The following is a 13,264-nucleotide window of genomic DNA, read 5'->3' on the forward strand; positions in this document are numbered from 1 at the left end:
TTTTGTCCCAGCCTCTTTTTTGTATTACATGATCCCGTTCTTTCCTGTCGGTAGGCTAATCCCTGCTTCCATCAAGGCATCATGGTAGAGTTTATAGTAGGTATGATAGACAGTCGTCTGGGTTCCATTTTGCGCAGTCATCGCAATTCGGAAGGAATAACGACCATTTTTTTCGATCTGTGGGCCTAAAATCGTAGGACCTGTCAACACCTCTGGGTGTTTATCTTGTTCAGACTGATTAACCTGAGCAATCACCTGATAGATCTTGTCGAGATCGGTATTTGCATCTAGCGGAATATCGATCAGCACGCGCATATCACCACGTGAGAGATTGCTGACGACGGTGATGTTGCGATTCGGAACAAAGTGGAGAGTCCCATCAAAGTCCCGCACCTGGGTCGTCCGAATTCCAACACTGCTGACGATTCCGGCAATATTGATAGATCCATTCGTGAGACGAACATTGTCTCCCACATCCAGCTGGCGTTCTAAAAGGATGAAGAAACCATTGACCAAATCGGAAAGAAAGCCCTGGGCTCCCATCCCAATCGCCACCCCAGCAATCCCAGCACCAGCCAAGAGACTAGAGACTGGAAGACCCAGTATCGACAAAATCCAGTAGATCAAGATGAAATACAAACAATAGTTTAAAAGGCTCTCAACCAAACGGAGAATCGTATTTTTACGGGCTTCATCCTGCACCGTATACTTAAAGGATGGGGTTAATATCCGCTTAACCAGGCTATGGATGACCTTTTTAGCAATAAAAAATAAGAGAAAGATAAAAATCAGAGAGATACATTTTGATATCAGATCATCAAAAATCTTCGTCCAGTCTATTTTACTGAAATAACGTTGGAAAGCTTGACTCATTTATTCGGGCCTTTCTATCAAAGAATAGTATGATTATATCAAATATTCGGAAATAAGGCTATTTTTTGAAAATTTCATTGCTTTTCCCCCCTCACTATCGTATAATATTCCTTAATTATTTTTTAAGGAGGTCTTACATGATTCATCGATTGATTACCACTTGGAATAAAACCAACCTTATGAAAAGGATCGCAATCGGGATTGTACTTGGTGTCATCCTAGCCCTTATCTTCCCGAAAGCAACTGGCATTGGACTCTTAGGAGAGTTCTTTGTTGGGGGGCTCCGTGCGATCGCACCCCTTCTGGTCTTTGCGCTCGTCGCAAACGCCCTCTCCCAACACCAAAAAGGGACAGAGACCAATATGAAAAAGGTCATCGTCCTCTATCTCCTAGGAACCTTTGCAGCTGCCTTCGTCGCTGTTTTGGTCAATTACATTTTCCCGATCACCATTACCCTGACTGGAAAGGCCGCTGAAGGATCCTCTCCAAACGGGATTGGCGAAGTGATTAGTAACCTCTTGCTCAAGATCGTCGACAACCCGGTCAATGCCTTGCAGCAAGCCAACTACATTGGGATCCTTTCTTGGGCAACTGTCTTTGGGATTGCCATGAGAGAGGCGAGTGAACATAGTAAAGACCTCCTCCAAACTCTAGCAGACATCACTTCAAAAATTGTTGAGTGGATTATCAACCTAGCTCCATTTGGGATCTTAGGCTTGGTCTTCACGACCATCGCTGGCCAAGGACTCAGTGCCCTTAGTAACTACGGGATTCTCTTACTTGTTTTGGTTGGTACCATGGCATTTGTAGCCCTGGTCATCAATCCATTGATCGTCTTTTTCATGATCCGCAAGAACCCCTATCCCCTTGTTTTTAAATGCCTCCGTGTCAGTGGGGTAACAGCCTTTTTCACTAGAAGTTCTGCAGCTAACATCCCTGTCAATATGCGTCTCTGTGAAGAGTTGGGGCTGAATCCAGATACCTATTCTGTCTCCATTCCACTTGGTTCAACTGTAAACATGGCAGGCGCAGCCGTGACGATCAATATTTTGACGCTCGCTGCTGCCAATACCTTGCACATTCAGGTTGACTTTGGAACTGCTCTCATTCTGAGTGTGGTAGCGGCTATCTCTGCTTGTGGAGCATCTGGAGTTGCGGGAGGATCTCTCCTTCTCATCCCTGTTGCTTGTAGCCTCTTTGGTATCACCAATGATTTGGCCATGCAAGTCGTCAGCGTCGGCTTTATCATCGGGGTCATCCAAGACTCTTGCGAAACAGCCCTCAACTCTTCGACAGATGTGCTCTTCACCGCCATCGCCGAAATGAGTAGCTGGCCAAAAGAAAAACGCTATTAAATGCTCCTATCTCAAATAGATAAGAAAACCCAGATCCATCAATCTGGGTTTTCTTATTTCTTAAAGTATTGTTTGCTTTCTTTGATGATGACAGGGGAGAGAGCTAAAAGGGCAATCAGGTTGGGCAAAGCCATCAGCCCATTCACAATATCCGCGATCACCCAGACCAGATCCAGCTTAAGGAATCCTCCTAGTCCAACCATAAAAACAAAGAAGGTCCGATAGAGGTTGATATGTTTAACACCAAATAGGAATTCAAAACACCGCTCTCCGTAATAAGACCATCCAAGAATGGTCGTGGTCGCAAAAAGCACTAAACATAGGGTCAGAATGATGCCTCCGACTGGGCCAAAGACGCCTGTAAACGTATCCTGAGTCAGGGTACTAGTACTGCCCTTAGCCGTCCACTCACCTGAAACCAAGAGCGAAAGTCCTGTCAAACTACAGATGATAATGGTGTCAATAAAGGTTCCTGTCATGGAGATCAAACCTTGCTCGACAGGTTCATTAGTCTTCGCCGCAGCTGCTGCAATGGGGGCAGATCCAAGACCCGATTCATTAGAGAAAACTCCACGCGCCACCCCTTTTTGGATAGCCATTTTGACCGTTGCTCCTGCGAAACCTCCCATGGCTGCAGTCCCTGTAAAAGCACCCGAAAAGACCGATTTCAAGGCTGGAAGCAATTGGTCCAGATGCAAGGCAATGATCGTGACAGTCGCAAAGATATAGGCAGCAGCCATAAAAGGAACCACTTTTTCAGAGACTTTGGAAATCCAGTGAATCCCTCCAAAGATGATGGTCGAAACCACCAGAGCAATCACTACACTAGCTACTTCTGGAGCTGTTCCAAAACTGGCTTGAAGGGATCCCGTAATGGAATTAACCTGGGTCATGGTTCCGATCCCAAAGAGGGCTACCAACACTCCTGCAACCGCAAAGAAAATAGCCAGTGGTCGCCACTTCTCTCCCATCCCGTGAAGAATGTAGTACATCGGACCACCTGAGATATGACCATTGTCATCCTTGGTCCGATAACGAATGGCTAAGAGCCCTTCTGCATACTTGGTCGCCATTCCAAAGAAGGCTGCCATCCACATCCAAAAGAGGGCACCTGGGCCACCTGTCTGAATCGCTGTAGCTACCCCTACAATATTCCCCGTCCCTACAGTAGCCGCTAGAGCTGTCGCAAGGGCTCCGAAACTCGAGATATCCCCGTGTCCCTCATCTTCTGTAAAGATCAAGCGAAAAGCTTTTGGAAGGTAGCGGATCTGAAGTAAACCCAAGCGAAGGGTCAGGTAGGTCCCTGTTCCTACCAAGAGCACCAACAGCGGGGCGCCCCACACTAGATTATCGAGTTGTTGAAAAAACTGCAATACATGATCCATTTTCTGTCTCCTTTTTCATCGACCACTCGACAGAAAAGAGAAAAAGAAAGAGCACATGTCAAACATGTACTCTGGTCCTGCTTAAAATAGGGGACTTCCCCTATTTTTCGCTCTGTCCTTTTACCTGAGAGTTTGAGTAGATGCATCCTCTACCTTGCCCCTTCGGTGCCATTTCTGGTCTCTCCAGAGTTCCGTCCATTCACAGTCACTCACGCTCCTACAAACTTCATTCGGTCGTATGTAATTTTCTCTATTTTAATCGATTTTCAAAAGTTTGTCAATCATTTCTGAAAATATCTTGTAAACTACCTGAAAATGCACAGTTTTTAATCACTCAAGGAGAAGTGATTGGTCATGAGGTTGCTAGCATCGAGCAAAATCTTGTCCAAGAGTTGATCTGTCGCTTCCTGGATTTGATCACTCATGGCTTGGTTTTCCGTCTCAAAATCAACGGTTTCACCTGCTGCAAGTGCACGATCGACTTTATTGATGCGTGCATGTCCCCAAGCCATTGTCGATTCTTGGTAGTCATCTAGATCCCCAACATGGTGAGCATAGTGAGGGTCAGCTAGTCCCGCAATAATCCGGTTAGCCCAGTAGAAGGAATCCGTAGTTACCTTAGCCGTCGTATTGGCAAAGTAGTCTGGCGTTGTATCCACTTGGGCAAAGAAAGGAACAGCTGTATTGTATGGCATGGAGCCATAAGAAATCCATTGGATGCCTGTCGTTTCTTGTGGTTTATTGGGACGCAATTGCAGAATCGCTGTCTGGCTGGTCCGGTTGATCCCGATCGTCCGGAAGGTCCGCTGACTCACGTGATCTCCTTCAGGGCCATAAGGATCGTAGATAGTGTCTTGGTAGTGGTTGCTCAAGACATATTTGACATCTTCAATCGTTACCTTGCGATAAGGTTTTTGACACCAAGGAATCTCAAAACTCCGTGGATCCTGCTCGATTTCAGGATTGAGGAAACGCTGGATGGCCCAAGCCCGCGGTGTATTGTAGTGACGGTCCTTGTCTTTTTGGCTACCAAAGGCATAGCGTGGATTAAAGCCTTTCCCTTCTTGATCCAGAATCAAATGGTGCTCTGTGACAAACTTTTCAAGATTCGGGTCACAAAGAAACTCATCGGGATTGCCAAATTCAAAATAATCACTTCCCAGTTGGTTCGGGTTAGTCACATAGGCATCATCTGGTACACGGCGCGCCATCCAGTGGTGACCTCCGATGGTTTCTAACCACCAGATTTCATTCACATCTGAAATGGCGATCCCGTTAGATTCATAGGTTCCGTACTCTTCTAAAATCTTTCCGAGACGCAAAACCCCTTCGCGGGCAGTCTTGACATAAGGCAAGACCAAGGTCAGCATGTCTTCCTCACCGATGCCACTCTCTACAAGAGGATCGGCCCCTAGCACACGGCTATTAGTCGTAATGGTCTCTGTCTCACTCATGGCGACATTGTAGATATTGATCCCAGCTTCTCCCCAGATCCCGTCTTTCGGAATGGCATCTGGTACCGCCGTATAGCGAACTGGATTATCTGGTAAGTCGATTTCAAAAGATGATAAAATAGACTTGTAATGACGCGGTTGATCTTCTGGTTTGACCACGATCAATTTCTTAGGCGTAAAAACGCCATTTTGAGAATCCTCTGTTCGTGCTACAATGGTCGAACCATCATAGCTAGCATTTTTTCCGACTAGAATCGTTGTACACGAATCTGCACTTTCACGTTTACGCATGCGTATCCTCCCAAATCATTCATTGCCTCTATTATAGCACTTTTAAAAGGGAGAACCTACTGAAAATCAGATTTGAAAACGGATCGCTTTCAATATTTTTCAATCATTTTCATTTTATAAAGTTTTAAAAACCCTAGCTGATAAACAGCTAGGATTTAGAATGTAGATAAAATTTTTACTTAAAACAACTTAACTGATATAGAATAATTAAAATTGATACATACTAATAGGCTCATTCAGACAAATACTGAAACTTTCCGCCGTGAGAAAAGTGCCTGAAACATAATTGTTTCATGCACTCGGGAGTTTTGAAACCTTAGGTTCAAAACTAAGTCATGGAACTTCTTCGAAGTTGGCTGACGTCCGTACTCACCTAAGGAAAGTTTCTAAGATAACTTTTTCTTCAATCTGGATCTAGCTGATGAACAACTAGGGCTTAACTTAGCCTTTAAACGTGACAATGGTTGCGCCGCTTCCACCTGCATTTTGTGGGGCATATTCAAAACTCTTGACATGCTTGTTGCGGCGGAGGTATTTTGTCACCCCTTCACGGATGACCCCTGTACCGATCCCGTGGATGATATCGACTTGAGCCATGTTGTTGAGCAGAGCCTGATCGATAAAACCATCTAGCTCTTGCATAGCCTCTTCATAGCGTTTTCCACGGAGGTCCAGACGCGCTCTCGGCCCGCTCGTGTTGGAGCGCTTGACGACATTCACCTGGCGTTTCTTAGGTTGAGCCGCTTCTTTTTCAGCCTTGATGAGGTTGAATTCTTTTTCTTCCAAGGTCATCTTGATCAAGCCGACTTGCGCCTCCCAGCGGCCATCTTTGAGTTGCTTGACCAGGGTTCCGCGTTGGCCATAGCTGATAACCAAGATTTCATCACCTACCTTAGGAGCACGCGCCTTTTTAGCTTTTTTCAAGACCTTGTTTTTAGAAAGGTCAACGGTTTCAGGCGCTAGTTTTTTCAACTGAGCCTTGGCCTCAATGATCTCATGTGGTTTTAACTGGGATTTAGCGTGAAGCCCTTGAAGGATACGGTCACTCTCTGAGAGGGCCATGTCCACAATTTCCTTGGCCTCTTCTCTTGCCTTATTGAGCTCTGTTTCTCTCTCTCTGGTCAATTCGTTATAGAGCTTTCGAAGAGCGCGATTGAATTTGAGATTTTCTTGCTCGACCTCTTGAATGGTATCCAAGCGCTTGCGACTTTCTAAGGTCTGCGCCTCCAATTTTTCAATAATTTGATTGACATCATTATCCGTATTGGTCATCTTCATGGCATCCTGGATAATAGTCTCAGACAAGCCCAAACGGCGGGCAATTTCAAAGGCATTGGAGCGGCCAGGAACTCCTTGCATGAAGCGATAGGTCGGACGCAGACTCGCTGTATCAAATTCCATGCTGGCATTTTGCACTCCTGCAGTCTCAATCCCGTAGGCCTTGAGCTCTGGATAGTGGGTTGTCGCCATGGTCTTAATCCCGCGTAAGCGCAGGTCTTCTAGAATGGCAATAGCAAGGCCAGCCCCCTCTTGAGGATCGGTTCCAGCCCCCAACTCATCCAGAAGGATCAAGGAGGCGGTATCCACTTGATGTAAGATAGATACGATATTGGTCATATGACTGGAGAAGGTCGACAAGCTCTGCTCGATCGATTGTTCATCTCCAATATCTGCAAAGACCTGTGAGAAGATCCCCACACGACTACCTGGATCCGCTAGGATGGGAAGACCAGACTGGGCCATAATTTGCGCTAGTCCCAGCGTTTTTAGCATGATGGTTTTCCCCCCTGTATTGGGACCGGTAATCACAATTTCTGTCAAGTCCTCGGTAAAATGCAGGTCATTCGCGACGGCATTTTCAATCAAGGGATGACGTAGTTGCAAGAGCTGAATAGAGCGATTGTTACTAACCTCTGGTACCACTGCCTTACAATCGCGCATAAACCGATACTTGGCCTTGATCAAGTCTAAGTGACCGATAATCCAAGCGTTGTTAGCAATCTCTGCTGCGTGAGGGCGCAGGGTGTCAGACAATTCCTCCAGAATCTGAATGATTTCATACCGTTCATCGGCTCGATGGTTGGCGATTTCTTCATTAAGATTGACGACTGACCGGGGCTCGATATAAACGGTATTCCCGCTGGCTGAGATATCGTGGACCACCCCTGCAATCCGGTTGCGATAGGTATTTTTTACGGGTAGAACATTGCGGCCATTCCGACTAGCAATCACAGCATCCGCTAACATATCGGCCTTGCTTTTCAGCAGGTCTTGTAGAATCTCTCTAACCTGGTGTTCATTTTCCTGGATTCGGCGACGGATTTTGGCCAATTTTTCACTGGCAAAAGACTCGACAAAACCTCCTTCGTTGATAGCTTGAAGCCCACCTTGTAGGCGAGGAAGATCCACCAAATTGTCAAAGAGGCGATTGAGGCTTTCCAGACGGACATTTTCCAAGTTGTCGTAGAAATCCTTGAGCTCATGTGTCACCCGAAGGACAGCTTTTAACGCTAGTAATTCATCAATATTGAGGGATGCCTCCATCTCCAAACGCTTGGCCACTGGACGAACATCTTGAATGGTCGACACGGCAAAACGAGGCTCTTCCAAGAGGATCTGCTCCATATCTTCTAGCTCCATAAAGGCCGTTTCGATGCTTTCTTTTTTATCAGTTGGAGTAAGGGCTGCTAGCTCCATCTCCCCTTGTTCTGTCTGTAGATAGGGTTCAAAGAGTTGCTTGACCTTGTCAAACTCCAGAATATCTAAGATTTTTTTGTTCATATTTCTCCTACAAAAAAAGTGAGCGTCCTTCTTTAAATCGGACTTGTCTCACTCCTTTCTTCATTTTTGCTCCTTAAGCTCCGATAATCGCAGTCACCCACAAGTTGTGGAACAGACTGGAACTGATCGGGGTATGAAGGATGATAAAGCGGATCAATCCACTTGCATTGAGTCTATTTTGGATGGAAGCCATGGGAACCGTTGAGAGGACAGTCAAGCCCATTTGAATGACCAAAAGAGTTATCACGACGGCGATCACCCCCGCTCCAATTTGATACTTGCGATCCTCCAGTTTTTCTGGCTGGGGTACCAAGTGCATAAAGATCCCGATCACACGACCAATCAGGTAGATCATCGCAAAAATCAACACATAAGCTAAACCTGCATAAAAGATGTCATCTAATTGAAATAGGTAGCGGTTGGCATAAAAATAATTCACCGATTGCTGGGTGGGACTCGAAAAAGGAACCCATAGAGACAACACCTTGGCCAGTCCCTTGTAGCTGCCACCTGCAATCAAGAGGGCCACTAAGGTCACTAGAAAATAATAGGACTGGAGGATAATCCCTCTTGCATAGCCAATATAAAAGCTCCATGCCAAAATCAATAAGATTAAGAAAGTTAACATGTATCTCCTCTTATTTGGATGATTTATCCTTTAAGTCGTCTAAAGCCTTGCGACGAAAATCATCTAATTCTTTTTCTTTGTCGTCAAACTCGATCTCGCGATTTAGTTGCATGGACAAACTATTTACTGCCAATAGGATCGCGATGGTTTCATCATCTGCCTCTGGCATTTGTTCCTTAATTGCTTGGTATTTTTCTTTCGCAACACGTTCGACTTCTTCCATAAACAAATTATCATGGTTGGTTGTTAAAGTGAGCGCTTTGTTTCCAAATGTAAATTTATATCTATTTAAGCTCGCCATAAAAATCACCTCACGGTATTATATCAAAAATGGCTAGCTTTGTCAGTAGCAAAGCCCCTCTTCACAGGGATTTTCCAGTGGATTCTTTCTTTCTTTTTGCTCCCTCTCTCCCTGAATTTGTGGTACAATAGTGGTTATGGAAAGTATGACACTCACTCCAACACAGGAGCAAATCCTTGATTTTGTCCATACCTATCGCCGTTCTCTCTCTCAAAGCAAGAATCCTCATATGGATTATTTCTTTCGACTAGAGGGAGCGACCGTTTCGATCTACAAGTCTGGAAAAGTCTTGCTTCAGGGCAATGACCTGACTCCTTACCTGGCCTTTTTCGGGCAAGATGCTGAGAACCCTAAAGGTTCTACTACTTCATCTGCAGGACAAGATTTAGCCATGATCGGAACCGACGAGGTTGGAAACGGCTCTTATTTTGGTGGACTCACCGTCGTTGCATCCTTTGTCACACCTGACCAGCACGACTGGCTAAAAAAGCTCGGTGTTGGGGATTCAAAGACCTTGGATGATCGAAAAATTCAGCAATTGGCTCCTCTCCTTGAGGAAAACATCCAGCACCAAGCACTCTTATTGTCTCCAAAGAAGTACAATGAAGTCATTGCTTCTGGCTACAATGCTGTTTCGGTCAAAGTGGCCCTGCACAATCAGGCTATCTATCTTCTATTGAATAAAGGAATCCAAGCAGAACGAATTGTGATCGATGCCTTTACGACGGCTAAAAACTACCAAAAATACGTGAAAGCTGAAAAAAATCAGGTCACCCAAGCCATTGAGTTGGAAGAAAAAGCAGAAAGCAAATATTTAGCGGTTGCAGTTAGTTCCATCATCGCCCGCAATCTCTTCCTTCAAAATCTAGAAGATCTGGGCAAGGAACTGGGCTTTAATCTCCCTAGTGGAGCAGGGGCGAAGTCAGACCAAGTCGCTGCTAAATTGCTTCAGACCTACGGGATGAAGGCTCTGGGTTATTGTGCCAAACTCCATTTTAAAAACACAGAAAAAGCAAAGAAATTACTAGAAAGATAAGTTATGTCAAAAAGAAGTTCAAAACAGTCATCTAGCTCACCAGTGGTGAGATTCCTTAAAGAATGGGGCCTCTTCAGTATTATTGTTGGTCTCATTATCGCCTCTCGCATCTACCTCTGGGCTCCGGTCAAGGTGGACGGCCATTCGATGGATCCAACCCTAGCAGATAGCGAGTATCTCCTTGTGGTCAACCACCTCTCAATTGATCGTTTCGACATTGTCGTTGCCAATGAAAAAGACGACGACGGCAAAACCAAGGACATTGTCAAGCGGGTCATCGGTCTTCCTGGAGATACCATCCAATACGATAACGATACCCTCTACATCAATGGGAAAAAGACCAATGAGCCCTATTTGAAAGACTACATTGCTCGTTTCAAAAAAGATAAATTGCAATCGACCTACACTGGAAAAGGGTTCGAAGAAAACGGAGAACTCTTCCGCCAATTGGCCAATACAGCCCAAGCTTTTACAGTAGACAAGGATGGCAATCCTAAATTTACCTTGAAGTTGCTCGACGATGAATACCTCCTACTTGGAGATGACCGGATCGTTTCAAAAGATAGCCGTCAGGTCGGAGCTTTCAAGAAAGAACAAATCAAAGGGCAAGCCGTCTTTAGACTATGGCCGATCTACCCTTTCAAAACTTATTAGTATAGATTAACAGACTGAGGCTGAGACAAGTATGTCCCAGCCTTGCTTTATAAAAAGGAAAGAAATGATGGAATATTATTTTTCTGGTACTATTGAGCGCATTATTTTTGAAAATCCTAGCAGTTTTTTTCGAATCCTCTTGCTCGATATCAGCGATACCGATGCCGAAAACTTTAATGATTTTGAGATTATTGTGACGGGCACCATGGCAGATATCATGGAAGGCGAAGACTACACCTTCTGGGGGGAGCTGGTCCATCATCCTAAATACGGAGAGCAGCTCAAAATCAGTCGCTATGAACGTGCCAAACCCTCTAGCAAGGGCTTAGTGAAATATTTTTCTAGTGATCACTTTAAAGGAATTGGTCTCAAAACAGCCCAAAAAATCGTGGACCTCTATGGGGACGATACCATTGACAAAATTTTGGAGGCCCCTGAAAAATTAGAAGAAATCACAGGCCTCTCCAAGAAAAACCGCCTGGCTTTTGTAGAAAAACTCCGTCAGAATTACGGGACGGAGCGCATTCTCGCCCAACTAGCCAACTATGGCATTCCCAATAAATTGGCCTTTCAGATCCAAGACTTTTATAAAGAAGAAACCCTCCAGATCGTGGAGCAACAGCCCTACCAATTGGTGGAAGATATCCAAGGCATGGGCTTTAAAATCGCGGACCAATTGGCAGAAGAATTGGGCATTGCTAGTGACGCTCCTGAGCGTTTCCGCGCGGGTCTGATCCACAGCCTCTTTAGCTACTCTATCGAGACTGGAAATACCTATATCGAAGCCAAGGATCTCCTGCGCTATACCATTGACCTGTTAGAATCAGCTCGGCCAATAGAATTGGATCCTTCCACTGTCGCCCAAGAATTAGGACGCCTCATTGAGGAAGACAAGGTTCAAAATGTGGACACCAAGATCTTTGACAACAGCCTCTTCTTTGCGGAGGAAGGCATTCGCAGCCATATTGGTCGATTGTTGGAAAAAGGAAAGCAAGCTTCATTTGAAGCCGAGAAAATCAACCGGGCTATCGAGGCGGTTGAAAAAGATCTGGGGATTCGCTACGATGCCATTCAAAAAGAGGCCATTCACCAGGCTATCCAAAACAAGGTCTTTATCCTCACTGGGGGTCCTGGGACAGGAAAGACTACCGTTATTAATGGGATGATCAGTGTCTATGCCCAACTCCACCAACTGGATCTTCGCAAGAAACAAGACCTGCCGATCCTCTTGGCTGCTCCAACGGGACGGGCAGCTAGGCGCATGAATGAGCTGACAGGACTTCCGAGCGCCACCATCCACCGCCATTTGGGGATGACAGGAGATGATGACACCAGCCACTTAGAGGACTATCTGGATGCAGACTTTATCATTGTGGACGAATTTTCCATGGTTGATACCTGGCTGGCTAATCAATTACTTAGCAACATTGCAACGGATACGAAACTCTTGATTGTGGGAGATGCCGACCAATTACCTTCCGTCAGCCCTGGTCAGGTCTTGGCTGATCTCTTGCAGATTCCGAGCATCCCTCAGACCAAACTGGAACATATTTTCCGACAGAGTGAGGACTCGACCATTGTCTCACTAGCAGGAGATATTCGCCAGGGCAAGCTTCCTCAAGATTTCACAGAACGAAAAGCCGACCGCTCTTATTTCGAAGCCGGAAGCGAACACATCCCTAAGATGATCGAACAAATCACTTCTGCTGCCCTTCGTAGTCAAATCCCTGCTCGAGATATCCAAGTCTTGGCACCCATGTACAAGGGCCAGGCCGGCATTGACAATATCAATACGCTCATGCAAGACCTTCTCAATCCAGCTGTCAAAGATCAGGTCGTCTTTGACACGCCAGACTGCCAATACCGCGATGGAGACAAGGTCATCCATCTGGTCAATGATGCAGAAAGCAATGTCTTTAACGGAGATATCGGCTACATTACCGATCTTCTCCCAGGAAAATATACAGAATCCAAGCAAGATGAATTGACTATCCAATTTGATGGCAATGAAATCGTCTATCCGCGCAATGAATGGTACAAGATTCGCTTAGCCTATGCGATGAGTATTCACAAATCGCAAGGAAGCGAATTTCCTGTGGTGATTTTACCCATTACCAATCAAAGCCACCGGATGTTGCAGCGTAATTTGATCTATACCGCCATCACGCGCTCAAAGAGCAAGCTGATTCTCTTAGGAGAATACAGCGCCTTTGATTTCGCTACTAAAAATACAGGTACAGCGCGCAAGACCTATTTGGTTGAACGCTTCAAGGAACTGGACGGAGGCGAAGCAACCACAGACTATTCTTCATCCCTTGCAACGGCTTCTGCTACAGTCGAATCTGCACGAAGCAAGGAAGAAACTGTTGAAACGAAAGCAGAGACGTCTAAACCTACTGTCTATCGACTAACAGAAGACAATCTCCACACCATCTCGCCTATGATTGGACTAACAGAAGAAGAGATTGCAGCCTTCTTTGATATCAAAAAAGACGACTAGTGAACA

General features: G+C 45.4%; 10 protein-coding genes and 1 riboswitch. Of the genes, 4 read left to right on the forward strand and 6 right to left on the reverse strand.

Annotated elements, in window-relative coordinates; genetic code table 11:
- Nucleotides 1-24: 24 nt before the first annotated feature.
- Nucleotides 25-873: a mechanosensitive ion channel family protein gene (locus O3629_RS07845; RefSeq protein WP_070846220.1), complete on the reverse strand. Its 849-nt coding sequence runs from the start codon at nucleotides 871-873 to the stop codon at nucleotides 25-27.
- Between the two features lie 137 nt (nucleotides 874-1,010).
- On the opposite strand from O3629_RS07845, the gene sstT reads away from it, so the two are divergent.
- Nucleotides 1,011-2,228 (forward strand): serine/threonine transporter SstT, encoded by a 1,218-nt coding sequence (gene sstT, locus O3629_RS07850; RefSeq protein WP_023919132.1) that lies wholly within the window; start codon nucleotides 1,011-1,013, stop codon nucleotides 2,226-2,228.
- 53 nt (nucleotides 2,229-2,281) lie between these two features.
- On the opposite strand, the gene O3629_RS07855 is transcribed toward sstT, so the two are convergent.
- The 5 genes from O3629_RS07855 to O3629_RS07875 form a co-directional block, all read right to left on the reverse strand.
- On the reverse strand, nucleotides 2,282-3,613 hold the full coding sequence (locus O3629_RS07855) for a sodium:alanine symporter family protein (protein WP_155167301.1): 1,332 nt from the start codon (nucleotides 3,611-3,613) through the stop codon (nucleotides 2,282-2,284).
- A gap of 102 nt (nucleotides 3,614-3,715) precedes the next feature.
- Nucleotides 3,716-3,810, reverse strand: a riboswitch (glycine riboswitch).
- A gap of 129 nt (nucleotides 3,811-3,939) precedes the next feature.
- Complete coding sequence (locus O3629_RS07860) at nucleotides 3,940-5,358, reverse strand: C69 family dipeptidase (RefSeq protein ID WP_371608996.1); 1,419 nt, start codon at nucleotides 5,356-5,358, stop codon at nucleotides 3,940-3,942.
- A gap of 441 nt (nucleotides 5,359-5,799) precedes the next feature.
- Entirely contained in the window at nucleotides 5,800-8,139 is a 2,340-nt protein-coding gene (locus tag O3629_RS07865) for an endonuclease MutS2 (protein WP_201087552.1), read from the reverse strand.
- A gap of 73 nt (nucleotides 8,140-8,212) precedes the next feature.
- Nucleotides 8,213-8,767: a CvpA family protein gene (locus tag O3629_RS07870; RefSeq protein WP_021153876.1), complete on the reverse strand. Its 555-nt coding sequence runs from the start codon at nucleotides 8,765-8,767 to the stop codon at nucleotides 8,213-8,215.
- 10 nt (nucleotides 8,768-8,777) lie between these two features.
- Nucleotides 8,778-9,068 carry a hypothetical protein gene (locus O3629_RS07875; RefSeq protein WP_003005477.1) on the reverse strand — a complete coding sequence of 97 codons (291 nt, stop codon included), beginning with the start codon at nucleotides 9,066-9,068 and terminating at the stop codon, nucleotides 8,778-8,780.
- A gap of 136 nt (nucleotides 9,069-9,204) precedes the next feature.
- On the opposite strand from O3629_RS07875, the gene rnhC reads away from it, so the two are divergent.
- From rnhC to O3629_RS07890, 3 genes are all read left to right on the forward strand, one after another.
- Complete coding sequence (gene rnhC, locus O3629_RS07880) at nucleotides 9,205-10,104, forward strand: ribonuclease HIII (RefSeq protein WP_118227825.1); 900 nt, start codon at nucleotides 9,205-9,207, stop codon at nucleotides 10,102-10,104.
- Nucleotides 10,105-10,107: 3 nt separating this feature from the next.
- A complete protein-coding gene (lepB, locus tag O3629_RS07885; RefSeq protein ID WP_003008799.1) occupies nucleotides 10,108-10,758 on the forward strand; it encodes a signal peptidase I in 651 nt (216 codons plus the stop codon).
- Nucleotides 10,759-10,825: 67 nt separating this feature from the next.
- Entirely contained in the window at nucleotides 10,826-13,258 is a 2,433-nt protein-coding gene (locus tag O3629_RS07890) for an ATP-dependent RecD-like DNA helicase (RefSeq protein WP_150906849.1), read from the forward strand.
- Nucleotides 13,259-13,264: the final 6 nt, after the last annotated feature.

It is taken from the genome of Streptococcus sp. 27098_8_12 (assembly GCF_041432115.1).
Lineage (GTDB): Bacteria > Bacillota > Bacilli > Lactobacillales > Streptococcaceae > Streptococcus > Streptococcus parasanguinis_V.

Coding starts and splice junctions, on each gene's coding strand:
- O3629_RS07845 (WP_070846220.1), bottom strand. CDS start 873: ATGAGTCAAGCTTTCCAACGTTATTTCAGTAAAATAGACTGGACGAAG.
- sstT (WP_023919132.1), top strand. CDS start 1,011: ATGATTCATCGATTGATTACCACTTGGAATAAAACCAACCTTATGAAA.
- O3629_RS07855 (WP_155167301.1), bottom strand. CDS start 3,613: ATGGATCATGTATTGCAGTTTTTTCAACAACTCGATAATCTAGTGTGG.
- O3629_RS07860 (WP_371608996.1), bottom strand. CDS start 5,358: ATGCGTAAACGTGAAAGTGCAGATTCGTGTACAACGATTCTAGTCGGA.
- O3629_RS07865 (WP_201087552.1), bottom strand. CDS start 8,139: ATGAACAAAAAAATCTTAGATATTCTGGAGTTTGACAAGGTCAAGCAA.
- O3629_RS07870 (WP_021153876.1), bottom strand. CDS start 8,767: ATGTTAACTTTCTTAATCTTATTGATTTTGGCATGGAGCTTTTATATT.
- O3629_RS07875 (WP_003005477.1), bottom strand. CDS start 9,068: ATGGCGAGCTTAAATAGATATAAATTTACATTTGGAAACAAAGCGCTC.
- rnhC (WP_118227825.1), top strand. CDS start 9,205: ATGGAAAGTATGACACTCACTCCAACACAGGAGCAAATCCTTGATTTT.
- lepB (WP_003008799.1), top strand. CDS start 10,108: ATGTCAAAAAGAAGTTCAAAACAGTCATCTAGCTCACCAGTGGTGAGA.
- O3629_RS07890 (WP_150906849.1), top strand. CDS start 10,826: ATGGAATATTATTTTTCTGGTACTATTGAGCGCATTATTTTTGAAAAT.